The 24,725-nt window shown below is 36.8% G+C and carries 21 protein-coding genes and 3 pseudogenes; 9 read left to right on the top strand and 15 right to left on the bottom strand.

The features are described 5' to 3' along the window. Nucleotides 1-15 precede the first annotated feature (15 nt). The 4 genes from JOC27_RS05775 to JOC27_RS05790 form a co-directional block, all read right to left on the bottom strand. Entirely contained in the window at nucleotides 16-990 is a 975-nt protein-coding gene (locus tag JOC27_RS05775; protein WP_205006068.1) for an ABC transporter substrate-binding protein, read from the bottom strand. Between the two features lie 70 nt (nucleotides 991-1,060). Next, the gene (locus JOC27_RS05780; RefSeq protein WP_205006069.1) at nucleotides 1,061-2,344 is read right to left on the bottom strand and encodes an ArgE/DapE family deacylase; all 1,284 of its coding nucleotides are present in this window, start codon (nucleotides 2,342-2,344) and stop codon (nucleotides 1,061-1,063) included. A 5-nt stretch (nucleotides 2,345-2,349) separates the two neighbouring features. Next, nucleotides 2,350-3,090 (bottom strand): glutamine amidotransferase, encoded by a 741-nt coding sequence (locus JOC27_RS05785; protein ID WP_205006070.1) that lies wholly within the window; start codon nucleotides 3,088-3,090, stop codon nucleotides 2,350-2,352. A 44-nt stretch (nucleotides 3,091-3,134) separates the two neighbouring features. Beyond that, nucleotides 3,135-4,127, bottom strand: coding sequence for a LacI family DNA-binding transcriptional regulator (locus tag JOC27_RS05790; RefSeq protein ID WP_239529903.1), 993 nt, complete (start codon nucleotides 4,125-4,127; stop codon nucleotides 3,135-3,137). Between the two features lie 599 nt (nucleotides 4,128-4,726). Between JOC27_RS05790 and JOC27_RS05795 the strand changes: the two genes are divergently transcribed. From JOC27_RS05795 to JOC27_RS05830, 9 genes and pseudogenes are all read left to right on the top strand, one after another. Then, on the top strand, nucleotides 4,727-5,455 hold the full coding sequence (locus tag JOC27_RS05795; RefSeq protein ID WP_205006072.1) for a YwiC-like family protein: 729 nt from the start codon (nucleotides 4,727-4,729) through the stop codon (nucleotides 5,453-5,455). 279 nt (nucleotides 5,456-5,734) lie between these two features. Further along, nucleotides 5,735-6,506 (top strand): annotated as a pseudogene (locus tag JOC27_RS05800) (PTS sugar transporter subunit IIC); the annotation flags it as partial. A gap of 13 nt (nucleotides 6,507-6,519) precedes the next feature. Then, nucleotides 6,520-6,885 carry a MurR/RpiR family transcriptional regulator gene (locus tag JOC27_RS05805; protein ID WP_205006073.1) on the top strand — a complete coding sequence of 122 codons (366 nt, stop codon included), beginning with the start codon at nucleotides 6,520-6,522 and terminating at the stop codon, nucleotides 6,883-6,885. 12 nt (nucleotides 6,886-6,897) lie between these two features. Continuing rightward, on the top strand, nucleotides 6,898-7,167 hold the full coding sequence (locus JOC27_RS05810; protein WP_205006074.1) for an SIS domain-containing protein: 270 nt from the start codon (nucleotides 6,898-6,900) through the stop codon (nucleotides 7,165-7,167). A 38-nt stretch (nucleotides 7,168-7,205) separates the two neighbouring features. Next, nucleotides 7,206-7,611 (top strand): annotated as a pseudogene (locus JOC27_RS13390) (IS66 family transposase); the annotation flags it as partial. Between the two features lie 115 nt (nucleotides 7,612-7,726). Then, nucleotides 7,727-8,932 (top strand): hypothetical protein, encoded by a 1,206-nt coding sequence (locus JOC27_RS05820; RefSeq protein ID WP_205006076.1) that lies wholly within the window; start codon nucleotides 7,727-7,729, stop codon nucleotides 8,930-8,932. 208 nt (nucleotides 8,933-9,140) lie between these two features. Next, nucleotides 9,141-9,263, top strand: coding sequence for a hypothetical protein (locus tag JOC27_RS13535; protein ID WP_275587787.1), 123 nt, complete (start codon nucleotides 9,141-9,143; stop codon nucleotides 9,261-9,263). A 263-nt stretch (nucleotides 9,264-9,526) separates the two neighbouring features. Further along, on the top strand, nucleotides 9,527-9,643 hold the full coding sequence (gene tnpB / locus JOC27_RS13655) for an IS66 family insertion sequence element accessory protein TnpB (protein WP_420832731.1): 117 nt from the start codon (nucleotides 9,527-9,529) through the stop codon (nucleotides 9,641-9,643). Nucleotides 9,644-9,757: 114 nt separating this feature from the next. Next, on the top strand, nucleotides 9,758-10,417 hold the full coding sequence (locus JOC27_RS05830; RefSeq protein ID WP_205006077.1) for a histidine phosphatase family protein: 660 nt from the start codon (nucleotides 9,758-9,760) through the stop codon (nucleotides 10,415-10,417). A 90-nt stretch (nucleotides 10,418-10,507) separates the two neighbouring features. On the opposite strand, the gene JOC27_RS05835 is transcribed toward JOC27_RS05830, so the two are convergent. The 11 genes and pseudogenes from JOC27_RS05835 to JOC27_RS05885 form a co-directional block, all read right to left on the bottom strand. Continuing rightward, entirely contained in the window at nucleotides 10,508-12,112 is a 1,605-nt protein-coding gene (locus JOC27_RS05835) for a hypothetical protein (RefSeq protein ID WP_205006078.1), read from the bottom strand. A gap of 89 nt (nucleotides 12,113-12,201) precedes the next feature. Next, complete coding sequence (locus tag JOC27_RS05840) at nucleotides 12,202-12,879, bottom strand: acylneuraminate cytidylyltransferase family protein (protein WP_205006079.1); 678 nt, start codon at nucleotides 12,877-12,879, stop codon at nucleotides 12,202-12,204. A gap of 163 nt (nucleotides 12,880-13,042) precedes the next feature. Next, nucleotides 13,043-14,503 carry a lipopolysaccharide biosynthesis protein gene (locus JOC27_RS05845; protein WP_205006080.1) on the bottom strand — a complete coding sequence of 487 codons (1,461 nt, stop codon included), beginning with the start codon at nucleotides 14,501-14,503 and terminating at the stop codon, nucleotides 13,043-13,045. Nucleotides 14,504-14,730: 227 nt separating this feature from the next. Then, on the bottom strand, nucleotides 14,731-15,807 hold the full coding sequence (locus tag JOC27_RS05850; protein ID WP_205006081.1) for a polysialyltransferase family glycosyltransferase: 1,077 nt from the start codon (nucleotides 15,805-15,807) through the stop codon (nucleotides 14,731-14,733). 19 nt (nucleotides 15,808-15,826) lie between these two features. Beyond that, nucleotides 15,827-16,369, bottom strand: coding sequence for a serine O-acetyltransferase (locus tag JOC27_RS13395; protein ID WP_239529912.1), 543 nt, complete (start codon nucleotides 16,367-16,369; stop codon nucleotides 15,827-15,829). Nucleotides 16,370-16,651: 282 nt separating this feature from the next. Beyond that, nucleotides 16,652-17,662, bottom strand: a complete 1,011-nt coding sequence (locus tag JOC27_RS05860; RefSeq protein WP_338062776.1) for a glycosyltransferase family 2 protein — start codon at nucleotides 17,660-17,662, stop codon at nucleotides 16,652-16,654. A 5-nt stretch (nucleotides 17,663-17,667) separates the two neighbouring features. Next, complete coding sequence (locus tag JOC27_RS05865; protein WP_205006082.1) at nucleotides 17,668-18,837, bottom strand: glycosyltransferase; 1,170 nt, start codon at nucleotides 18,835-18,837, stop codon at nucleotides 17,668-17,670. 933 nt (nucleotides 18,838-19,770) lie between these two features. Continuing rightward, on the bottom strand, nucleotides 19,771-20,994 hold the full coding sequence (locus JOC27_RS05870; RefSeq protein WP_205006083.1) for a glycosyltransferase family 4 protein: 1,224 nt from the start codon (nucleotides 20,992-20,994) through the stop codon (nucleotides 19,771-19,773). Between the two features lie 9 nt (nucleotides 20,995-21,003). Next, nucleotides 21,004-22,161, bottom strand: coding sequence for a beta 1-4 rhamnosyltransferase Cps2T (gene cps2T, locus JOC27_RS05875; RefSeq protein WP_205006084.1), 1,158 nt, complete (start codon nucleotides 22,159-22,161; stop codon nucleotides 21,004-21,006). Between the two features lie 717 nt (nucleotides 22,162-22,878). Next, a complete protein-coding gene (locus JOC27_RS05880) occupies nucleotides 22,879-23,583 on the bottom strand; it encodes a sugar transferase (protein WP_205006132.1) in 705 nt (234 codons plus the stop codon). Between the two features lie 184 nt (nucleotides 23,584-23,767). Then, a pseudogene (locus JOC27_RS05885) lies at nucleotides 23,768-24,712 on the bottom strand (UDP-glucose dehydrogenase family protein); the annotation flags it as partial. Nucleotides 24,713-24,725 lie beyond the last annotated feature (13 nt).

Consider the following 24,725-nt stretch of genomic DNA (forward strand, 5'->3'; position numbering starts at 1 on the left):
TGAAACCGTCTCATATCATTTGAAGAGATGCTTAAATTGATCCACGTTATCCTTTGTAACGATGGTGACAGGCACATTAATCGTCTTTGCAACCTTTTTCTTCTGTGCTAATTGAACAGCCGCTTTAACACCTTCAGAGCCAAATTTTTCGGGATGCTGCTGAACAACCGCTTTGACCCATCCTTCATCAATACCTTGGATCGCCTGCTTGGACAAATCCCAGCCAAATACAGTTAATTTCTTTTCTTTATGCTGTGATTTAACAGCGGAAGCGAGGCCGACTAACGCCGGTTCACCAGTAGCGAAAGCGACATTCATTTCCGGATGACCGGTCATCAAATTCTCAGCTGAAGTCATTGCTGTTTGCTGAACATTCTTCCCGTCAACGATGTTGACGACTTTAAGACTTGGCGTCTTTTTCACTGTGTCAAGGAAAGCATTCTGACGAATCACTTGGATAAACGAGTTAAGCGCGCCAACCACGCCCATTTTGACAGGTTGTTTCATATTGGCTTTGACATATTTATTGACATAATTCCCGAGTTCTTGACTGCTCACCGCGTTATCCACACCAATCTGGGTGCTGACCGCGCTGCTTTTGACAACGGCATCAATCGAAATAACCGGAATATGTGCTTTTGCCGCTTCTTTCATCGCTGGAATTACGCCTTTGGTATCAATAGAATCGACAATAATTGCATCGACCTTCTGATTGACTAAGTTTTCGATATCGTTGTTTTGCTTGACTGTATCGTTATTCGGGTCCGCGACAACCAGCTTGGCTCCCATTTTTTTCGCTTGTTCCTGAGCACCACGAATCGATTCTGTAAAGAAGTAGGCTTCCTGATTAATCGTTACAAAGCCAATCGTCAATTTTTTGTTCGCGTTGCTTGAAGATGACGAACCGCTATTGGCACAGCCACCCAACACAAGCAGCGCGCCAAGCATTAAAACTAGGATACCCTTCATTCGTTTACCAAAATGCTTCATTTTCTTCTTCCCCCTTAATGAATAATTGGTTCATTTTAATGGTGAAACGATGCGATAATTTATATGAAAATCAAGTTTCAGAAGTGCCACACCATGAGAGAATAAACTGCGCGTAGATTTCGATAAGTGACAGAAATTCATTGATTGGCAAAGATTCATCAATGCAGTGACAGTGCTGTGGATTGCCGCAACCCAAAATAATCGTCGGCGTATTGCCAAAAGAGGCTAAGGTTCTTGCGTCACAACCTGCGGGCATCCCTTCAACAATCGTTTGAGGAAGAACGTCATCCAGAACCTCTCTCATGTCTTGTACAAGCGGATGGTCCAATGGTGTTTCAAAAGCAAATCCTTCCTGATAAATCGTGACCTTAGGCGGATTCTTCGTCAGCCATGGATCGCTCTTGACTGCATTTTCAATCGCTTGGTTCACTTCATTAACGACACGATTTCTTGTTTCTTCGTTCGTCTCCTGTTTTTCTGGATGGTAATGTAGGCAGGTTTTCATTGTGCATTGATCTGGCACAACTGATCCTGCAATTCCTCCTTCGATCACCCCCAAATTAATGGTCGGTCCAGGTAAGAGCGGATGTCTTCGTGTCATCAGCCACGTCCGTTCCAACTCTTTGATGGACTGATAGATTTTCATAGATTTATCAATAGCATTAACCCCTTCCCACAGCTGGCTGGAATGGAGGCTTTTGCCCGTTACCGTAATCTCATGAAACAAAAAGCCCATATGTGCCGTTTGCAGATGAAGCTGTGTGGGCTCGCCCACAATCGCGCCATCGGCTTGGTATCCGCGTGCCACACAAGCCATCGTTCCGTTTCCGCCGCCCTCTTCATCGACCACAGACTCAATGATCAAATCACCTTTCAACGTGTAACCGAGCCTTTGAACGACTTCGGCAGCTAATACCATCGCTGCCAGAGAGCCTTTCATATCGGTGGCCCCTAAACCATAGAGTTGATCACCAATGACTTGTCCCGATAATGGATCATATTTCCATCTCGCTTTGTCACCGAAGGGCATCGTATCCACATGTCCATTGAGAATAAGCGATTGCCCATCGCCGTTTCCCTTCAGAACGCCAACAACATTCGGTCGGTCACTATTCTGATGGCCTAAATTGGCGCCCGGGAATTTTTTAATCTTTTCATCGTCAACATCAAACGCATCAATTTCAAAATGAAGCTCGCGAAGTTTTTCTTGAATGACCGCTTGTCCATTCTTCTCATGTCCGCCGCCGATTCCCTGATCAATGACTTGTGTATCGGTGCGAACAAGTTCCGCGAGAAAACCGATGAATGCTTCTTTATGTTCCTCGATCCATTTCTTGATGGCTTGTTCCTTCATTTCGGTCAGCTCTTTCTCCCAATAGTTTCAATCAATCGAGACCAGAATAGCGGATAGTTCTTCCAATCAACAAATTCTTTCGACCCCCAATGCGGTGCACAATCACTCGCGAAGCAAGCCGTTCGACCTTTTCCGAAATTGCCGCTGACAAGAAACGGATCATCATTGATGACAGCGAGAACTTTTGCATCCGTTTTGGCGGAAAAACGATTATAGCCGAGGAACAATGGCCATTCGCCTAAATCGCTTGTCAGTGGATCATCCTGAACTGTAACTGGGTGCACCCCTTGCGGCATCTCAATTCGATCATCTGTATCGGACAATTCCACGGGAAGAAGTTCTGATAATACGGTATTTTTGTAGTTCGCCTTTCCTTCAATCCCTGTAAAAGACAGGTAACCGCCAATCATCAAAAAACCGCCGCCTTGAGCCACATAATCTTTAATCAATTCCAGTGGATTCGGATTAACCTGCATCTCATAAAAGGTTGGGTTCCGAAGTAAAAAAGTGTTGCTGCCAATATCACTCAATACAACAGCGTCGTATTGTTGCAGTTCCTCAACGGATGAAGGAAATCTGATCTGTACTTCGTGTGACGGGAGATACGTGATGTCTATTCCTTTTTCTCGCAAGCATTGAAGCAAAAAAGTGGCGCCTTCCTCATACTTGGTTGATGTAAAGCTGTCAAAGCCTTTCGTGTGAATCATATGGATGACCCAAGATTCACCTACAAATAACACCTTCATGATCTTTTAACCTCTTTATTGTTTGTTTGAAAACTCTGTTATTTTTACATAAGGCTTTTTGATGTTGACTCTCGGACGACTAGCTTTGTTTTTAATTCAATAATCTCTTGGTTGATATACGGATTATTGATCCGCTCAATCAACTTCTCAGCAGCCAGTTCACCCATTTCATAAATCGGCTGCTCAATCGTCGTGATTTCCGGACTAAATATTCGTGTTAAATAAATCCCATCAAAACCACAGACCGCTATATCTTCAGGAACACGAATCTTCAATCGACTTAGTTCTTTTATCACACCAACAGCCATCAGATCGTTTCCTGCGAACAGACCATCAACATCCGGGTAGTCTTTGAGTATTTGGCTTACAGCTGATTGGCCGCCTTCAATCGTAAAATCACCTGCGACTGTGATTTCGGATAAATCGTCATGCATGCGAATCGCTTGCTGATAACCCTGCAGCCGCTCATAAGCCGTTTGATCATAAAGAGGTCCATAGATATGAGCAATCTTCTTACAGCCAACGTCGAGTAAATGCTGAGTGGCAAGCATCGCCCCATGAAAATTGTCCACCTTAATGGTGCATGTGTTTTCAATACCGTTTTCCATTTCCAAGACAACCATCGGAATCCCAGTATTCGTTTCCAATAAATATTTATCAATATCATGTGTTGCGACAATGACGCCATCAATATACTTGTTTTTTAATAATTTGATGTAGTCTGTACCTTCTTGATCAACCCCCTTCGTGTTCTCAAGCAAAAGAGAAAAACCGTTGGAGTGAGCAATGTGTTCCGCACCTTTAGCCAATTCTGGGAAAAACGGATTGGTAATATCCGAAACGAGTAGGGCAATGGTCTTTGACGTCTTTTTTGCCAGGCCCCTAGCTACTTGATTCGGCTCAAACCCTACCTCGCGAATCACTTTCTCAATTCTGTTCTTTTTCTCCTCACTCACGTAACCCTTGTTGTTTAACACCCGTGAGACTGTTGCCGGAGACACACCGGCGATTTTCGCGACATCCCGAATTGTTTTCAAACCACCGACTCCTAAAAATTCTAAAACCGGTTTCACATTCATTAAAAAAATTTATTTCTAAAACCGGTTTCATATACTAAATAAAATTACTATGTATTTAAAATAAAATTTAATTTCTTTATTGTCAATATATTGTGTCATATATTCTGACATGATATTTTCAAAGCAAAATATTTAAAAGTAATCTAATCGAGCAATTGCTGATTCTTTTAGGTCATCATGACCTCCTTATCGATAGCTGCACTGCAATGATCGATGAAAGGCCGGTGGCAAGGAGTACAATGTCTCAGCACGACATTTGGTCATGACGAAATTTATTCCAAACAATCGTTGAAAGAGTCGGCCAGATTTGATCCAGATCATATTTTTTCTCTGGGCATTGATTTACTATAATTATTTGATGATACAGTTCAAACAGCTGTTACTCGATCGGCTGACTAAATGATGATTAGTCTCGTGAAGAAGAAATTGGTTTTTCTAATCATGTGAAGCCGCCGTTCCGAAGAGATTGCGCATCTGGGGAGAAATTGCTCTAGGCGAGTCCAAACTATGAAAAAACATACGATAAGATCTATTTCATAAAGAGAGGGGTTTGAACGATGAGGCTCTCTATACCGAAACAACATGGGGTTTGGGCCATGCTTTTCGTTCCCTATTGGCTGGAGGCCAGTACGACGCAGTTCACCTGGTTGCAGGTTATCACATTTTTTGCTTGGGTTTCACTTTATCTTTCCACTTACACCGGACTCAGTATATTGAAAATACATAATCACACGAGAAGAAGACAGTATCAACAAAGTTTTTTGATATACAGCGCCGTTGCATTCGTTCTGATCGTTTGCAGTTTATTTTCAAACTGGATGATCCTGTGGTTAGGCTGCTGCATGCTTCCTTTTTTCTGTATCAATCTCTATTCTGTCAGAAGAAAAAATGATCGCGCACTGATTAATGATATTGCCGCTGTCTGTATCTTTTCGATAGGAGGTCTGGCTGCCTGTCTATCCGCAAATAGCCCAATAGACAGACAAGCATTGGCAATCGCTGTGCGCAACACGCTTTTTTTCGTGGGCACTGCATTATATGTAAAAACAATGATCCGTGAACGTCAAAGCCGTTTCTACCACTATCTGTCCTGGTTCTACCATTTTCTCATGGTTCTTCTACCCGTTCTGAGTGGCCATTTCCTGATCGCTTTAGCGTTCTTTCCTAGTTTTATCCGCTCTTTAATCATGTACGGGAAATCTGTAAAAATATTGACGATTGGATTCATTGAGATCATCAATGCAACCTTCTTCTTCATAACTATGCTAATAGCGATTCATGCATGAGTGACCAAATGATTTACAATTCTTGGTCGAACTTCCCTGTATAATGAGTGGGCACATCACCTGTACGACAAACCCACTTTTATAGAGGGGTTTTCCATTTTCCACGATCCATGATAATAGACCAAATATTTCAGACACAAAATGAAAGCGTGTTAAACCGGATTGACTAAAAGAATACAAGACCTAATTAACGGCCCGCTCTCCCTTCGATCTCCTTTCTCCATTTGCCACTTTTTCAATTATTCAAATTGTCCCTAAAATCCTATGAATGATAGAACATTATTTTATGGACAGCCTCTTGCTGCCGGCCAAGGCGGCAGCAAGAGACGTTATCTTTGCCGTCTGGGTTCTCGCATTTGTCGAAAAGAAACTGCATAAGGTTGTCGCCAATTCGGTTGATATTATTGTCATGCCAACCCTTGCTTTGCTGGCAGTCGGTTTGTTTACCGTTTTTATTGTCATGCCCGTGGCCGGCGTTGTCTTCGGTGCGTTCGTAGGTTCGATCACATGGATCTCACATGTTGGAGGCGTTTTTTCCGGATTTATACTCGGACTCATCTTCCTACCAATGGTTATGTTCGGCCTGCATCAGCTCTTAACACCGATTCATATTGAGATGATCAATAAAACAGGAGCAACGCCTCTGTTGCCGGTTCTGGCCATGGCAGGTGCCGGACAGGTTGGCGCGACGCTCGCGCTCTGGCTGCAATGCAGAAAAAATAAGAAGCTGGTACAATTAATCAAAGGTGCGCTGCCGGTCGGTTTTCTTGGTATCGGCGAACCTCTGATCTATGGCGTAACCCTCCCCTTAGGACGTCCGTTTATCACTGCATGTATTGGCGGCGGAATCGGCGGTGCCGTGATCGGAGGCATCGGTAATATTGGCGCAATTGCCATCGGACCTAGCGGTATTCCGTTAATCCCGCTGATCACAACCGGACACTGGTTAGGGTATATTGCTGTTCTATTATCAGGCTATGCAGGAGGCATCATCGTTACTTATTTCTTCAGCGTACCGAAGGAACCCATGCTGCCAACTAAAGAAGAATAATGCAGGTGAGGAAATGTACACCAGTGTCATCTTGCAAATCAAAGAGAAATTAAATCAACTATCAAAATCAGAGAGAAAAGTAGGCGACTTTATTCTTAGTCATGTCGTCGAAACAGTCAGCCAGAATACAAGCAAACTGGCACAGAACATTGGCGTGAGTCCGGCAACAATTGTCTGTTTTTGTCGCTCGGTGGGTTTATCCGGATTTTCTCAGTTAAAAGTAAAGTTTTATGCAGAGTCCTCGGATATCGATGCGACACTTTACACAGATATCCGGCCAAATGAAAATCCGGATGAGATCAGCAAGAAACTGGTCCTGCGTTTTAATCAGTCGATCGCACAGATAGACGAGTTGCAAGATCGTGCGCAAGTGACCTAGTTTTCCGATTTGGTGGAAAAACATGAGAAAATATACATCTATGGTTTAGGTGCATCGTATGTCGCTGCAGAAGATCTGACTCAGAAATTTTTGCAACTGGGAAAGCCGGTTATTCACCTTGAGGATACACACTTATTCGCTTCTTTTTTAACGAATGCCGATCCAGATAACCTGTTTATCGCATTTTCTAATTCTGGTGAAACAAATGAAATGATTAAGTTGACCCAGATTGCTACATGCAGGGAGGCTCAATTAAAGGAATCAAAAACCAATATTCAATAAAATTCCTCATAAACTGATTGCTCCCATTCTCTGCTGCATACTGCAACCAGCTTTTTAAAATTGAACAAGACCTCAAAAAGGTCAAGGCTTCCGATGAAGAACGCTATCAAACACGGCTGAATCAGAGCCAGCCCATCACAGATGGCTAATTCAACATAGCTTCAAAAACAAGCATCCAAGGTGCTTCCAAAAAACGCCTTGGGGCTAGCGATCAAATATTGTCGTGGCCAATGGAACAAACTCGTTGCCTTTTTACAAGATGGTCGCTTGGAACTGGATAATAATCTAGCCAAGCGCTCGATCAAGCCCTTCGTGATGGGACGGAAAAATTGGCTGATTAGCAATACATCAAGAGGCGCAGTAGCCAGTAGCATCATTTACAGTCTCATCGAAACTGCGAAAGAAAAACATTTAAAAATTATTTACCCGAAAGATTATGGTTTTTGCCAATATATTATCTGCGGATAATAAAAATATTGATTTTGTGTTTAATTAGATAAATCTTTAAGTGAAATGATATGGTAAAATGAGGTAATTGATTTATTCAGGAGAGAAAACAATGGAATATATTTTCGAATTTTTAACAATGTCTTTTCCAAAATCAGGACTACAAATTAGAACACCGATAACATTTTCTATGCTACTAATTTTATTTCTACTGATTAAAAAGAAAAATAGATCTACAAAAACTTTAAAACGTATCAAGGGGTTTACTACTTTATATTTTATTTTTGTTATGTTTATTGCTTTTTCTTTTATATTTAATCCATATGGATTTACCACTGATGATATAACTAAAGCAATGGTTCTCGTTGGTTCGCCCATTGCTTTAGTTATAGGGACCAATATGAATAAAGAATTATTTAAAAAGATTATGGCATACTCTTTAGTTATAGTTGGTGGATATTCACTAATCCAAAGGATATTTGGAATAATTTCTACAGCGATTCCAGGATTGACATATACATTTGGTCAGAATTTAATGAGTAAACCAATTGGGTATGGTGTTGATATAGGAAAAGAGGCAATTAAGATGCCTTCAACTTATCAAAACGGCAACCTTTCTGGAATTTTTTTAGCTATTGGCGTTCCAATTATGATTAATTGGTTATTAAAAGAAAAGAAGAATAAACTTTTGAAAATAGCTGCTATCTTATTTGGAGTTATTGGCATTTACCTATCTGGATCACGATCAGTTTTGATTCCTTTTCTATTGATTTCATTATTAATTCCTCTGTTATCTATGGGTAAGCTTAATAAAAAAACAGCTTTATTATTTATTTCTATTTCTTTATTTGTGTCGTCTACTATTATTCTATATCTGTACTTTTCACATGCACAGATTTTAGAGCAAGCATATAACCAATACGTTGGTCGAACACTTTTAGATCCAACTGGAAACGGTCGAACAGAACAATATATGTACGCGCTTAATCAAATGAATAGTCTTAGTGGCATTCAACTTCTAAGATTTATTTTCATTGGATTTACGTGGAACGAAGAACTTTGGCTTGAAGGATTTATTTATCTTTTTTTTAATTATGGTTTATTCAGCTTTTTATCCTTAATTATTTTACTATTAATAACAACAGGGGCTGTCTTCAAAGAAAACAAAATAGAATCTTTAGGGTTTATTAGTGTTATTTTTGATTTTATGGTGGATGGATCGTTTGTTTATCCCCCATCATTAATGATTATATTTCTTACAGCTGGGGCATTAATTAATAAAAAATTAAATAAAAATAATTTTAGTACTATAAAGTAGGATACTACTGCGCAACAACAAAATTATAAAAATCAGAGGTAGTAAAAAAAAGGCAGCTAAATATGAGAAAAGCGGGATCTGATCCTGCTCACTTTTTCATTAGTTAAGCATCTCTTTCGTTAGTTAGTAAACGTCAAATAATGGACACTTTCTTTTGATGAAGCGTTCATGCGATAATGCCTCTATCAAATGATTGGTGGGATGAGCCATGAAACGGACAGAATTAAAAGAACTTTGGCAAAAACAAATGAACGATTACACGGCCTGCAACTTAACGGGTACACAGTTGTTCATGGCTCAAGAGATTCCCTTGAGCCAGTTCCGCTATTAGAGACGAAAATTGCGTCTTACCCATCTGTCCCAGCCAACGGATCAATGGATGTCTATTGAACTGGAAACCCAGGTGATTCACGCTCCCTTGCTTATTCATTATGGATTCGTTAAAGTTGAAGTTCATGCCGGGTTCATGCCGGGTTCGATCCGGGTCTATATGCGGACGTTCTTCCGGTGCTGCGTACTCAATGAATCGTGAGTCCACCATTGAAACGGTCTATTTGGTCAAGGGTCCTCGGACCTTCGTAAATCGATCGACGGATTGTCCGTCTTGGTTCAAGAAGGTTCTCATCTTGCCTCTTTGTCTTCTTCAATCGTAAGCGAGACAAATTGAAAATTCTTCATTGGGAATACAGAGATTTCCTTTTTCTTTCTTAGAATAGCTGTCAGATCTTGTCCTACGGACATTTTATCTGACAGTTATTGGATCGAAAATATGGTCAAATTTTAATCTTGTAAAAAATTACTTATTGTTGGTAGGTGTAGGTACATATGAAAAACATTTATATTGTTAGACATGGAGAAACTTTCTTTAATGTATTATCACGAATTCAAGGTTGGTGTGATACTCCTCTCACTTTAAAAGGCAAAGAGAGCGCAAGAAAATTGGGTACTCTCTTTAGTAATAAAGATATATGCTTTGATATTGCCTTTACAAGCGACTTGACGCGGGCAGTAGATACAACTAAATTAATTTTAGAAAATGGCAAGTATAACTCAGATATTCCGATGATAGAGACAACCAATCTTAGAGAAGTATCATTTGGATGCTTTGAAGGAAACAATAGTAGTGAGGTGTGGAGACTAGCTGCCACTAATTTTGATATGCCATTTTCCAGATCGGGTTATACGGATTACGAGAAGATTATATTGCTTGAAAGTATTAAAAAAATGGATTTTTTCAATTTCGCAGAAGATTTAAATGATATCAAATTAAGAATATCTAGCTTATTGAATCAAATAGCTACCTCAAGTTATAATAATATTCTTGTTGTGAGTCACGGATTATTTATCAGCTGTTTAATTTTTTACTTGTTTAAAGATAAAAATGTGAAAAGAATGTCGAATAGCACTGTGAGAAAAATTTTATTTGATGGTCAAAATTTTAAAGTAAATGAACTAGATTTACATAATCAGGAAGATAATTACTAAGAACAAAAAAATCCGAAAGGAGGCATAAAAAACCAATTTTCGGACTTTTTAATAACAGTTTTTTTATGATCTAACTTTAACAATATTTTTTCAAATATTATCTAATAAATCCAAGTTGGCAATTGTCACTCTCCTAGGTCCTGTTAAAAATGTAATTTTGACTTTATTGGCAAACCTCGTTAGCAGATTAGTCATTCCAGTATTCATTGCATCCAAAATAGCATTTTTTGTGATTAACGCCATTTGTTCATCAGCATAGTTTTCACTTACTTCATGTGAATATCCATCAATACCTGCAATTATAATGTCTTTGACACCAAGATTAATCAGGAACTGAATCAGCATCATCCCAGCATTATCACGAACAGCCTCGACATCATTTAAAAGTTGACCATATTTCGTCTTAATATAAATATTCTCCGCTGGGATATTTGAAGTTACGATGCACTTATATCTCTTGCTCTTATTAAGCTCACGGTATCTACGAAGATTGCTAAGGAATATAAAGTCTGTATACAGATAATTATAGTCGAAATTAATACTAATGCTTACGACATCATGCTGTTCAGCAAATTGAATGATCTTTGCTTTTTCAACTTCGCTGCTTTTTCCTGGAGCAATAATTAAGATCTTTTTCCCAAACAATGTTTTTTTCAGTTCCACTATATGCTCTTCGTAGCTCTTACCATTAGCCATATAGTTTGTATAAAGTGCTTCAATGTATTCTTTATCAAAGCTCGCCTTTTTCTCATTACTCATCATGGAAAAAATGGCATCCATGTCTTCAATTGTAAGTGTCTGTTTATCATTCAAATATGAAGCATAATTGGGATGCGCATTGTGTGAAGCGGAAAGATAATTTGGAAGTGAATAACCCCAATAATTTTCTTGATAGAATTTATTTAAAATTTCGTCAATGAGGGTTAGCAGTGGCTGAAGTTTATACTCAGTTCCTTCGGTATCATTCAAAAACTCCACGAATAACTCAGTATTTAAATTGCCGGCGCCTCGTCCCATTCCAAAGATACTGGCATCAATGATTAATTTTCGTTTTGTCTGAATTGATACCAAAGATTGAGCATTTGAATAAGCGAGCTGCATGTTATTGTGCGAATGATATCCTATGTAAATCGATTCTGTTAAATTATGCTCCACAATATAGAACAGTCTTGTAAGGTCCTTACCTTTCATGACACCAAAACTATCCACGATGTAAAACGCATATGGTGCTATTATATTAGTGCGTTTTATCAATTCTAAATACTCTTCATCTGAATAGTTTAAAGAAACCATAGCCTGAACAAATACTTTATAGCCCTTCTTCTTAATTCCTTCACAGAATTCCAATGCTTTTGACATGTCCTTCTTATGAAAAGCAACTCGAATGCCATCAAGTGAAGTACCATCATAAGGCGGTATATCTTCAAGATTGTATTCACCATAATTCATTAAACAAACAAACAGTTTTTCTGAACGATTTTTTGGAAGAACTTCTGCTACTTCGTCCATCGTTGTAAACTTGGTCCTATTTTCTTGATATTCGACTTTATTTGTCAAAAAGCCGCATTCGACAATATTAATACCTGATTTAACTAAACCATTAATTATTTTCTTTACGTTCTCATATCCAAACCGCCATTGATTGCAGTAACCACCATCTCTTAATGTACAATCTAATACACGGACTCTATTCATTTGTATTCCATCCCTTCTTGATAGAATTGTTTATTCATTTTGGGAGGACTTTACTATCTTTATAAATACATAATCAACAATACACTAATTTAATTTTGATCAATTCCATTTCTTTTTAATGCAAACACAAAATTGTAAATTGCATCTGCTATAATAAAATCTTCTTTCTCATCAATATCTATACTTTCAATTTCACTCACCTCAACGATATGTGGTTTCATTCCTATTCTTAGTCCAAGTTTATTAATCACATTTTTAGTATATATATAAAAACCACTTGTTTCTTCAAAAATCGGTGGAATATCTTGCGTTCTTGGAATATTGTCTAGTTCATAATTAAATGGAGTCCCATCCTTCCATAAGAAATCTTGTAATTTTTTCGCTGCAAATGCTGAATCATATTTGCCTTCAACAACTGCATTCAGTCCTTTTTCTATGGATTCCCTAGAAATAAATGGTGCTGTAGTGTGTGTCATAACATAGACATCTGATGGAACATCATGTGCAAAGCTCTGTAGTATCTCATTCATTTTGGTCGAATCTTGATCAAGTGATGTACTGCGTTGAAGATATTTTACTCCATCCGGAATAAATTCTTGAATTGCAGGATTACTGCAATATACATATACATCGTCAATACTATCGATCTTTAATAAAGTAGACAATATATAATGACATAGCGGTTTTCCATTTGAAAATGATTTTGTATTTTTTTGTGGTAATCGTCGATTATTTAATTTCATGGGTACAATAGCTACTATTTTCATTTTATCATCCCTTAACAAATTTATTCACTTAATTTTTTCTACAATTATGAATAAGGTAATCTAATTTCATAGCAATTCTAAAAAAATCTCCTAATGTGGTAAAAAAAATTCTCCATCAACTTTGAAAATATGTAGGAGCAACAGTTACACATTATGTCGCAGACTATTTTTTTCTAATTTCTATAATTTGAGAAAATACCATTTTGCGCTTTAAGAATGCTATAAATCCAACAAAAACTATAATACTATATCTAACCAATATTAATTTGTATACTAAAGTCATACCAATCATTATGAAAAGAATAATTACAGAAAAAACAACAATAAATTTTATATCATAAATATTATCTATTTCTTTTATTTTTTCGGCTAATACTTTTCTGTAAAAGAAATAATGAGCAAATGCAAATAAAATATAACAAAACAATGTCGTATAAGCTGCCGCGTAATAGCCATAAAAACGTATAAATATAAAATTCAAAATAACATTAGCTATTGCACCTATACAAGAAGCTATAGTAACATATTTAGTTTTTTCAAAATAAAATTCTATGTTCCCGAACAACGGATACAAAAACATAAAATAGACAGATGCAGCAAGTGGTGGCATAACCCAAATTGCATCATAGTATTCACTAGATGCAAATATTTGTATAATTTCTGGGGAAAATGCTATCGCCACAATACAAGCGCTGCCGACTACAACAAGTAACAAATTGGTGTTTGTCTTTATATCATCATATTCTTTTTCCTTTAACTTTTTGTAGGTATATGGAATAAAAGAATTATTGATTGCATTTGTTATAATATTCATCATCATTGATATGGAATAAGCTACACTATATATTGCTGCTGTACCCGTATCAATAATTTTACTTATCATAATACGGTCAACTTGATTTAAAAGTGAGAATGCAAGATAATGTGGTATCAATGGAATATTAAAAGCTAATGCATATAACCATATATTGGCATCAAAAAATTTTTTTCCTTTTTTTGCATTGAAAATATAAAATATAATTCCTATACAAACCTGAACTAAGACGTAAGAAATAACTCGAGCTTCAGCTTTATATTCAGTGTTTAAAACAGCAACAACGCCAAGCAAAGGACTTCCAAGTGCAATGATAATTGTTGTGATAATAATTTTTTTATATCGATACGAAAACCTTTCTCGCGTACTCCAAAATAAATATGCTGGGACGAACAACAATTCCACAAAGATCATGCATATATATAGTGAATTTAGCCCCAACATACTATTCCAAAAATCTTTAGAAACAAGATATACTAGAAAAAGTGTTACCGTTATCGTGGTTGAAAGACCTTGAATCGCAGAGGTAAACACATCTCTGTTTTTTTCAAATTTTAGCAATCCATTATTAAATACACCACAATACAAATTTAACGTAGCAAATATGGTAATAATCTGATACCAGGATTGATAAACTGTATATACGCCAAATTGATCTGTTGTAAGAATTCGCGTGAAAATCGGCGTCGACAATAGAGCAATACCTTTTTCCACAATATTACATACTGTAAACCATAGTGATGCTTTTACAGCACTTGAAAGCGACTGATAAAAATCTCGAATATCACACAATTTGCTCCGTATCTTCATATCTGCCCCCTCCCTCTGCCACCATTTTAAGCAGAAACATTACTTCAGCAACGTTTTTTCTGCTCGGGTCGCATTTTAAGTATGTTCCCCCAAAAGATCTCTGTTGTTTCAAACCAAATAGTATCTTTATGTTCATTTTCAGGTAATTAGAATATAGATACTATCATCTGAAAACTATCAGTACCAAGATAGTTAGCAATCTAGATGTTTCTTATTATTTTTTAAATTCAAATTAGTGGTTTGTCTAATAAAGATTTTAATTCACTAATTCGATTCGGAATAACAAAAACTTCATTGTTTATTGAACAGATTTTATCACATAATTTAACAATCTCTTTATATAATGATTCAGGGTACTTTGTGCATCTATATAATAGAATGGTTTTAATATTTTTGCCAAGAAATAAGAACGGATTAATTGTTGCGCTAGATGCAATGCTAATAAATATGGTATTAGTGAAATCATTGTTTAATAGAATTATCTCCCAAGGAATACGCGTATCAATATTTGTTTTATAACCTCGTTCATTAAATCGATTTTTTTTGTTTCTAGGATGAACTTTAACATAAATATTATTTTTTCCTACCAACTGGGCTATCTTATCAACCAATTCGCAGTCATCGATTGGTCTTCCATCACCCGAATAAGATTCTTCAAAAAAAATATACTTTTTATCGTATTTATCAATAGACTCTCTATATCTAAAAATCAAGTTTAAATCATTTATTAATCTTCTACAGAATGTAGGATCCACTTTTACGATTTCACAATTAGGTGTCCAATCTAGAATATTAGGATTAAACAAATATACTGTCGAAATGGTGAAAAAGAATGATCTTAACCATCTATGTATCCAATTTTTTCTCTTCCAGAATTGCCCATAATAGTCTGAATATGTGCTAAGCCCATCTTCATACATACACCCAAACAAATTGCTATTATCCATACGTAAAAGGCTTCCTAAATACTGCACTAGCATAGAATTATTAGCGAATAAAAAGACATCGTACCTTTTGTCAAGTTCGTCATATTGTGGTAAGAATCGCCTTAGCACTTTCTTGCCAAGCAATTTTGTCTTTATAAGGCTTAGCTTGTCATTTTTTATGCTTTCTTTTACCTTCCAATGATGAACACGTCGGTAAATCCTACTTGCTTTTAGGCCATTAAATATTTCCAACGACTCATTCATATAATCAGTTACTATAATATCCACAAAATCATCTGTATAATAATCTTGCTCCAGTTTACTAGCCACAATAATTTGATATGGTGTATTACATAACGCTAATATCTTTTTCTTCAAGAAAATATCCTCCACTTAACTATTGAACTTTTTTCGCCGGTACACCTACAATAGTAATTCCTTCTTCATAAAATGATCTTGTGACTACTGCATTCGCTCCTATTCTAATATTACTCGCAATGTATACACCGCCAATTATTTTTGCCCCCACGCCAATATCAACATTATCTCCAATAGTAGGTACCCCTTTTTCAGATTCCCCTTTGTTCCCTATACAATTATCACCATGTAATTGGCAATTTTTCCCTATATTAGTATGCCCATTAACTATAATAGAACCGTAATGCCATATTCTAAGGCCTGCATCAACCGTATTATGCCACATGGTAACACCTAACTTTGATCCGATTATATTTTTCTTTCGTTGCCATATGTAATATCTTATACGATGTTTATTATTAAAGTGATATTCTGTATATCTTAAACTTTTTGCATATTTCCAGAGTAAATAATCATGATCTTTTAACAAAGACAAGCGGAGCAAATTTTTCCAGTTGCCACCTATATAAAGATTTTTTTCTGTCTTTAAACATTCTATTAGTTCTTTTTTGGTTACAATCATCTGCATTTCCCCAAACTCTTTTTAGAAATTAACACTGACCTTAAAATAGGCAAGCAAATAACAAACAGCGCATACATAGATACTCCATTGTAGTACATTAGCTAATAGCCAAATGAATTTTGTCCAATTGCAATTGCAGAAATTTCTTATTAAGCAAATGGCTATTAGCAAATATATTACACCAAAACATGAGAAATATAGTACATATAATTGGACTTGCAATTATCAGCTTTTTAATAAAAATTGACTGGGTATATTTTATCCGGTATTTTATATCGCATTTTATTTTCTCGTCCTCATCCAAATTTTATGTATAGATCCTTCTACTCTTATTCCTAACTTTAGTGAATAGATTCCTAAAACAGACATACCCCAATAACATTTCATTTTGAATGTTAAGCCTTGTTTGTATGCCTCATGACGAACATTAACAAGCTTTTTATACAAACTTTTTATAAGTTTTGTGTCTTCACTTTTACTCAACACCATATTTCTTAAAACATAAGCGTATTCTTCGAATAATCGTTTAGATGCAACCTTCTTTAATCTTGGATACTTACACACAACAACGTTGCACATTTGTTCTGCAAATTCAATTGCATCTATTCTTCTCGGATTAAATTGTTGCCGCGATATTGCCCCCTGACGAAAAACATAATCATATAATGCCCTTTGCCCGAATACAATTTTATCTGCCTTCATAAAAAGTTTATAAGTGGTAGGCAAATCTTCAAAAATACGTCCGATTGGATATCTAACATTTGCAAAATCAGATTTTCTATACAGCTTTGCCCATGCAGAACTAGAGAATAGGGAACTATTACATAATTGGTATAATGCTTCTTCTTGATTCATTATGATAACTTTACTATTATCATATACTTTATTGATAACTGCTCCATCTTCTGTTACATATCTATGGGTACATATTGATAAGGCTGCATCATTTTCCTTTAATAAATCATACAGATAATGGATATAATCCGGTTCAATATAATCATCAGAATCAATACAAGTTACATATTTCCCTTGACACACATCCAAACCAGCATTTCTTGCATCAGATAGCCCCCCATTCTTTTTATGAATAGTTTTTATTCTGTTATCCTTTACCAGGTATTCATCAATCATTTTCCCGCAATTATCTGGTGAACCGTCATTTATTAGTATAATTTCCAAATTCTCATATGTTTGATTTAATATAGAATCAACACACTTTGATAAATATTTTTCAACTTTATAGATGGGAACTATCACTGATATGAGTTCTTTTTCCATGGATGCTATTTGCACAATACTTATTCTCCCGAATTCTCATTATTTCCAAGAACAGTCTCATATATTAGTTTCATTTTCTGATTCGACACACTAATATCAAATTTTGATGCAATTTCAACGCATTTTCGATACATAGATTCTTTTGTTTCCTCAGATATATTTGAAAGTTTATCTATTATACTTGAAATGCTTTCAATTTCATTTGGATTACATAAGTACCCATCTTCTGAATCAATGACATATTCTCTAATTCCCTGAACATTAGCTCCTATTACCGGAATACCAGCAGCTAATGCTTCTATCCCAGCTAACCCTAGCCCCTCTCGCAAAGAGGGAATCGCTGATATATCTGCACACTTATATATTTGGGCTGTATCCAATCTATGCCCAAGCAGAACTAAATTTACATTATTTTCACGGGCTAAATCTTGGAGGTGCTTTTTCATCCCTGAATTAACCACTTCTGTCCCACAAATAACATATACATACTTTTCTTTATCATTTAACAAGCCCAATGCTTTTATAACTGCTTGATGGTTTTTTCGCTGAGATAACTCACCAACACTAAGTACCATAATTTTATTTTCTTGTACACCTATACTCTTTCTGTACTCGACACGATTAATGTTCATGTCTCTATATTTAGCTACATCAACCCCTACTCCAGGAATACAGAATACTTTTTTACATTTCATTCTTTTTGCATTATCAAAATCTAAATGGTTGATTGTGATAATTGCATCTGTAAATCTTGAGCAAAAACGCTCTATATTATAATAAATCAACCATGATTTCTTAGAGGATGTATCTGTAAATGCAAAGCCATGCGTTGTATAAATCACCTTACAGTCATGCCTTCTGATTGACCGTGCTGCTAATCTAGTAAATATACCTGCAATTGGTGTATGACAATGAATTAGTTGATACTTATTTTGTCTTAATATATTCTTTATTTGATTGAATGCTCTAATATTCTGTGGTGATAAAGGATTCTTAGAGTCGAAGTTAACGTTGTAAAAACAAATTTTCTTTTCTTTAAATTTTTTCACTTCCGGATAGTATTCTCCGTCATTCATAATACAGTTAGCTGCAACTTCTATGCTATATCCCATACCTTCAAGGATTTTAATGTCGTTCCACAAGAAATTAAAAAAACCTGCTAAATTTGCTACAATTAATGCCTTTTCCATAACTTTATTTCACCCCTTTCATTTTTTTCATAACTTACAATAAAATTCAACACTCTATAGATTGACTCTGTAACCTTGGTGAAACCTACCGTTATATGTTCTTGATTGCGTGTCTGATAACCCAGAATCTTTCGTAGCAACTCATTCTTCCATGTTTCGACATCTTGTAGGTACGCATCGGTATACTGATGAATTGGTTATCCCTTTTTGATGAATCGTCGAATCATCCCGTTGTGCCGATCTCATAAAGATGTATAGCGCTGGGTGAAATAAACATAAATGCCTTCTTCACTCAAATTTGCCAGCTCACTGAATTCAGTCCCCGTTATCCGCAGTAATGATCTTAAATACGGTTATAGGGCGGCTCCTCATAAGGAGCCATTATCCCTCTTAAGCCTTCTTGTACAGACGGGTGTATCTCTCTTTCCAAATATTCCAATCATCAGTTGTTTGCGGGTCATACGCTCCGCCAATGTGAACAGTACGTGATCCTGACTCTTTTGTACTGATCCGTATCAATTCCCAGTGGCCAAATTCTTCTCGAATCTCAATCTCAGGTTGCGTTGCTCGATACTTTATCCCAGAAACGCTGTTTTTCTTAACAGATTACTTTTTCATGGATTGACTTGTTTTCAGCGCAATATCAAGTTGATTACAGCCATTTTTCCTTGGTCAGTCAGATTATAAAATGGTCTCGTATAGGGCACGTAATGATCTTTAAACTCCCAATGTGTCCGTGCATGACAGACAGCGGCATCCAGTGAACATTGCTCCTTCAGAATTTTCTTCTCTGCCCAGCGAAGAAAGTCCCCTCCCTTCATGACCCAAAAAGATCTGCCGCACGCTCTCCGGTTCTCACGATAATCACGTGCACTACATCATGGGAAATATTAGTTCCTTATTAGTTCCTGTTTATTTTGCCTCTGTCTCCATCTATAAGGTAATTCCAACATTTTGATATACTTTCTGTAGCAATTCATAATGGATACCCTGCGTATAATTTTCTTCATACAAGTACAAAGATGCTCGCTCCATCTGTTGATAGGTGGGGAAATCCATCTGTTCAATCTTTTCTAATGCTTCTCGTAACGATATAGCATTTCTACTTTCAAACAAATATCCATTTTCTTTAACCAACTCCGGAATGCCGCCAATATCCGCTCCGACAATCGGCCTTCCAAGTTGAAGTGCTTCTATTGCAGAATAAGGCCCGTTTTCATACCACTCAGATGGCAAAATAATTGCCTTGGCATTTCCCACAATGTCTATCAATTCTTGTCCGCCCTTGAAACCAAGTAATTTTATATTTGTCAACTGATTTTTGGTTATATAATCAGCAAGTTCCTCTTTCAATGGTCCTGTTCCTACCACGTACAATTGCATATTCGTTCCTGTTACAGCTTTAATTAATGTAAGAATACCTTTTTCTTCTGATAAACGCCCAAAATACAAATAATATTTCTTAGCATCTGTTGAATGTTTTACAACTGGTGCTTCTCGGTCTAAAAAGTTCGGTATATGGACAATTCTCTCTGGTGATATGCCAAATTCTTCAAACTTTCTCATATAGAATGCACTGGGAGTAATAATAGTATCAATTGCATCATAACTTTTACGCCATTTGTGTATATAACCCTCAATGACATTGACGCAACTTTTAGACAGTGAATTCTTCACACATCTATTGACAGCACAATGATAATAATGACCATCTATACACTTTTCACAGATTTCACCATGATGCATCATCTTATAATTCAAACAGACCATCTTTAAATCATGTGCAGTATATACTGTTGGAATATGATATTTTTTAATAACATCTAAAATAGAAGGAGACATTTGATGCTGAAAAATATGAAGATGTATTAAATCCGGATGTTCTGCTTTAACTAGTGTCTCAAACTTTTTTTTTGCTTCACGGGAATATATGATATTCATCGCCATCCGGAACTTTGCAAACATTCCTCCAGCCCCATTGTAGTCCACATGATCAACAAAATATTCACTATATGGTGATGTGACGTTCTTCTCATCCTTCATCGAGAAATCAATGACCGTATGACCGTGTGCTTCTAGCACTCGTTTCAATGCAAAATAATATGTTTCACTTCCACCCTTAATATAATTATACTTGTTGACCATAAGTATTTTCATTATCTCACCTCAATCTTGGAGAAACACTTGTTCATACATATTCACGATGTGAACCCAACTATATGCTTCAGCAATTCGTTTTTTTGCTCTAATCCCTAAAGAAGCAATTTGTTCTGATTTCATCGCATCTGCTTTCTCAATCAATGAAGCGAGGTTACCATCATCTTTTCTCCAGTACAGAGCTACGTCTTCACCGACTTCACGATTAAAACCAACACCAAGCAGCAGGTTCAGCTTGGTACTGCTCAACGCTTCCAGCAAACTCGGATTAGTTCCTCCAACCTCATGACCATGTAAGTATCCATATGCTTTCTCTCGAATTTTCTTAAGCAATTCTTGATCATACACGGTTCCAACAAATTTAATTCGATTGTCACTTCTATAATGGAGCTTTTGTTCTATTTTTTCCAAGAAGGCATTATTGTCAGTCGTAATAATTGCAAAATCTTTTTTGGACTTTGATTTCATAAACTCACAAATCATTGTCTCAAAGTTGTTTTCTGGAACAAAGCGCCCTACTACCAGATAATAGTTTTGCGGTGTCAATCCCATCTTAGTCAGCCACTGTTGATATTTTTTATTATCATCTGCTAACTGCGAAGGTCTTGTTTCAGAACCATATGCAATAAATGTTGTCTTCGGATGATATTGTCCATACTCTTTCTGAATATATTTTTCAATATTTTTGCTATCACAAATGAGCAAATCGGCGTGTTTTACCATTAACTGCTCTGATATTTTCCAGTATTTGCGCACTGGTGCAGACCACTTGGCCCGAAGAAATTCGTGTCCGTCGGGGTTCAAATACACTTTCCCTCCCAACTTATGTATTACTTTTTGAAAATGCCCGATAAACAGCCCAATTCTACAAGCCAGAATATATATAATCGGATGCTCAATATGATTTTTCTTTATGTAATCACAACAACGTTTCAGGGAAATAATATCATAATAAATTGCTTGTGCAGCTCCTACATCAGGAACTTTCACGTTGAAACATCTTGCATTATGATACTCGAATTCACCATTTTCAGTACTTTTGCAGGCTACATGATACTTAAGCTTTTTATTATTCTGATGATATTCTGTGAGCTTATCAACAAAGGTTTCATACCCACCATAAGCACCAGGAATACCCTTTGATCCGATGATAAATACATGCTGCATTATTTATTCTCCCTACTTAATTAAAAACTGATTGATTAAATGTTGTCGATCCTTCATGAATACCGACAAGAACCTCAAAACTCGATCCGGTCACTGCACAAAGCAATAATTCCTCTGCGTGGTAATTTTCCATAAAATAACCGCTATTGTATCAAATAGCTTTCGGTTCAATAAATGACACCTTTAAATTGTTTGTTACTATTATTCCCCCATGGTTTTTACCTATTTACCGTTTTTCTATCTAATAATTATAATTAAATATCTTTCGTATCCGCTTTTAGATAATGGTCTCGCTGATTGATAGAGTTTATCCTCATCAATAAGCCCATACGAAATACAATTTTCTTCAAACAAGCAATTCTCAATAAACTGAGAAGCTTTTAGCAGTGAATCATGTGCGCTAGTATCCTACCATTTAAATCCACATTCCGAGAGTTCAGAATTTAATTGTCCCATTTTTAAATAGATTCCACTAGCCGAAATTATCTCTAGTTTCCCTCGATCAATTAACACAATACTTTTGGCAATGTCAATAACCTGATTATAATAAAAAAGACCCGTTACTACTTAAAGATCTTGGAGCTCTAGGAGATCTCAGCTTTTATTCACTGCAAGTAATCGTTTCGATATTGAGCGGGTGGAGGGATAAAGTCGCGTTCCACTTCAACCTGCCAAAATGATTGCGTTCACCTTGTTCCACCATCCTCAACGCATCATTTAAAAAGCATTTTTCGAACCAAACAGCATGTGGATCGTCTTAAAGGCTATTTTTAAATCAAATAATAGACTTCTCGAATGAATATATTGCAAATCTAATGTCACCATATCTTTAAAATCAAGATTACTCCGCCCACTCACTTGCCATAGTCCCGTGCAGCCTGGTTTTACGAGTAGCCGTTGTTTGTCATAGGCAGTATATTCGTCCACTTCGCGCGGAAGCGGTGGACGCGGGCCGACAAGACTCATCTCTCCATGTAACACATTAAAGAGCTGCGGCAATTCGTCGAGACTTGTCATTCTAAGAAAACGGCCGATCCGCGTGACACGCGGATCCTCTTTCATTTTAAACATTGCTCCGGATATTTCGTTCTGATTAACTAAGCTGTCTAATAAATCCTCAGCATTGGAAACCATTGAGCGAAATTTATAAATTTGAAAGAGCGTGCCATTTTGACCAACGCGAATTTGCTTAAAAAGAATTTTTCCATTTGGATCATCTAACTTAATCAATAGACTGATGACTAGAAAAACCGGCGAAAGGAGGATGATTCCGAAGAATGCCCCAAATAAATCCATTAGCCACTTAATAATGAGATAATTCTTTTGTGCGTCAATCGTTGATTTCAGTCCGCTATGTGCGTGATCAACTGAGAGTTTGCATGCATTCGCATCATCATCCGCCGCTTCTTTTGAAAGTGCCATCATTCACCACTCTCCCTAAATATAGTGCATATTACAGTATATTACAGACTGCTTTTTATCATTAAATGGGTTCAAGAATCTCGTAAGATCGACAAATAGAGTTGAACTTAAAGCGCCAAACGTATAACAATTCTAAAAATTGATGATAAATTTTCTCCAGTTTGTGTCTTAATATATTAATAATTAAAGCAATGATTTGTATTCCATTCAGACTGCCAAAACGTTTTTGAATTTTTTCTAAGAGCAGGATTTGCTGGTTGTTATTGACTTCAATTACGGATTTAAGAAGATTGAATACGTGGTGGTTGTTGCCGGCGATTTGCACCAGTGCGTTGGTATCTTTTGGGAAACAAGATCCACCGTAGCCAATGCCGGCTTTTAAAAAGTCTGGACCGATCCGATGATCTTTGCCCATGCCTTCGGCAACTTTTTCAACATCGGCCCCCAGAGCATCGCAGATATTGGTGATTTCATTAATAAAGCTAATTTTTGTCGCCAGGAATGCATTGGACGCGTATTTAATCATTTCAGCGCTGGCAATATCAGTTTTCAGAATCGGCATATCAAACGGCTGATTAATGGTTGCTAAGGTATCAGCCGTTTCTTGATCTTCTGTGCCAATCACGATTCGATCGCCGTGGAAGGTGTCTTTTACGGCCGATCCTTCGCGGAGAAATTCGGGGTTGGAAGCAATTTTTACGTGATGTTCATTTTTTGTATAGCTGTTCATGATATTTTTAATATGAAGGTTTGTCCCAACTGGTACGGTACTCTTGATCACGACAATGACATCGTGCGTGATGTTTGCTGCGATATCTTGGGCCGCTTGCTCGACGTAATCCAGGTTGGCCGATCCGTCTGGGCGTTGTGGTGTGCCAACAGCGATGTAGATCACGTCAGCACCGGCTAAACCGTCTTGATGTTTCGATGTGAAGAATAGCCTGTTTTCAGCCATATTCCTCTTCATCAATTCTTCCAGACCCGGCTCATAAATGGTTGGAATCCCTTGATTCAATGTGTTTACTTTGTCCGGATCGACATCGATACAGGTCACCGTATGGCCGATTTCAGATAGTGCGACACCGGTGACGAGGCCAACATAACCGGTACCAATGACAGCGAGTTTCATAATCGAAATCCCC

The sequence above is a fragment of the Sporolactobacillus spathodeae genome (assembly GCF_016908935.1).
GTDB classification, from domain to species: Bacteria; Bacillota; Bacilli; order Bacillales; family Sporolactobacillaceae; genus Sporolactobacillus; species Sporolactobacillus spathodeae.

What these genes read in the sequence shown, in the direction of transcription:
- JOC27_RS13535 (WP_275587787.1), top strand. Translation starts at nt 9,141, where the DNA reads ATGAAACGGACAGAATTAAAAGAACTTTGGCAAAAACAAATGAACGAT.
- JOC27_RS05865 (WP_205006082.1), bottom strand. Translation starts at nt 18,837, where the DNA reads ATGGAAAAGGCATTAATTGTAGCAAATTTAGCAGGTTTTTTTAATTTC.
- JOC27_RS05785 (WP_205006070.1), bottom strand. Translation starts at nt 3,090, where the DNA reads ATGAAGGTGTTATTTGTAGGTGAATCTTGGGTCATCCATATGATTCAC.
- JOC27_RS05840 (WP_205006079.1), bottom strand. Translation starts at nt 12,879, where the DNA reads ATGAAAATAGTAGCTATTGTACCCATGAAATTAAATAATCGACGATTA.
- JOC27_RS05870 (WP_205006083.1), bottom strand. Translation starts at nt 20,994, where the DNA reads ATGAAAATACTTATGGTCAACAAGTATAATTATATTAAGGGTGGAAGT.
- JOC27_RS13395 (WP_239529912.1), bottom strand. Translation starts at nt 16,369, where the DNA reads ATGATTGTAACCAAAAAAGAACTAATAGAATGTTTAAAGACAGAAAAA.
- JOC27_RS05805 (WP_205006073.1), top strand. Translation starts at nt 6,520, where the DNA reads ATGTACACCAGTGTCATCTTGCAAATCAAAGAGAAATTAAATCAACTA.
- cps2T (WP_205006084.1), bottom strand. Translation starts at nt 22,161, where the DNA reads ATGCAGCATGTATTTATCATCGGATCAAAGGGTATTCCTGGTGCTTAT.
- JOC27_RS05795 (WP_205006072.1), top strand. Translation starts at nt 4,727, where the DNA reads ATGAGGCTCTCTATACCGAAACAACATGGGGTTTGGGCCATGCTTTTC.
- JOC27_RS05830 (WP_205006077.1), top strand. Translation starts at nt 9,758, where the DNA reads ATGAAAAACATTTATATTGTTAGACATGGAGAAACTTTCTTTAATGTA.
- JOC27_RS05880 (WP_205006132.1), bottom strand. Translation starts at nt 23,583, where the DNA reads ATGGCACTTTCAAAAGAAGCGGCGGATGATGATGCGAATGCATGCAAA.
- JOC27_RS05780 (WP_205006069.1), bottom strand. Translation starts at nt 2,344, where the DNA reads ATGAAGGAACAAGCCATCAAGAAATGGATCGAGGAACATAAAGAAGCA.
- JOC27_RS05835 (WP_205006078.1), bottom strand. Translation starts at nt 12,112, where the DNA reads ATGAATAGAGTCCGTGTATTAGATTGTACATTAAGAGATGGTGGTTAC.
- JOC27_RS05845 (WP_205006080.1), bottom strand. Translation starts at nt 14,503, where the DNA reads ATGAAGATACGGAGCAAATTGTGTGATATTCGAGATTTTTATCAGTCG.
- JOC27_RS05820 (WP_205006076.1), top strand. Translation starts at nt 7,727, where the DNA reads ATGGAATATATTTTCGAATTTTTAACAATGTCTTTTCCAAAATCAGGA.
- JOC27_RS05775 (WP_205006068.1), bottom strand. Translation starts at nt 990, where the DNA reads ATGAAGCATTTTGGTAAACGAATGAAGGGTATCCTAGTTTTAATGCTT.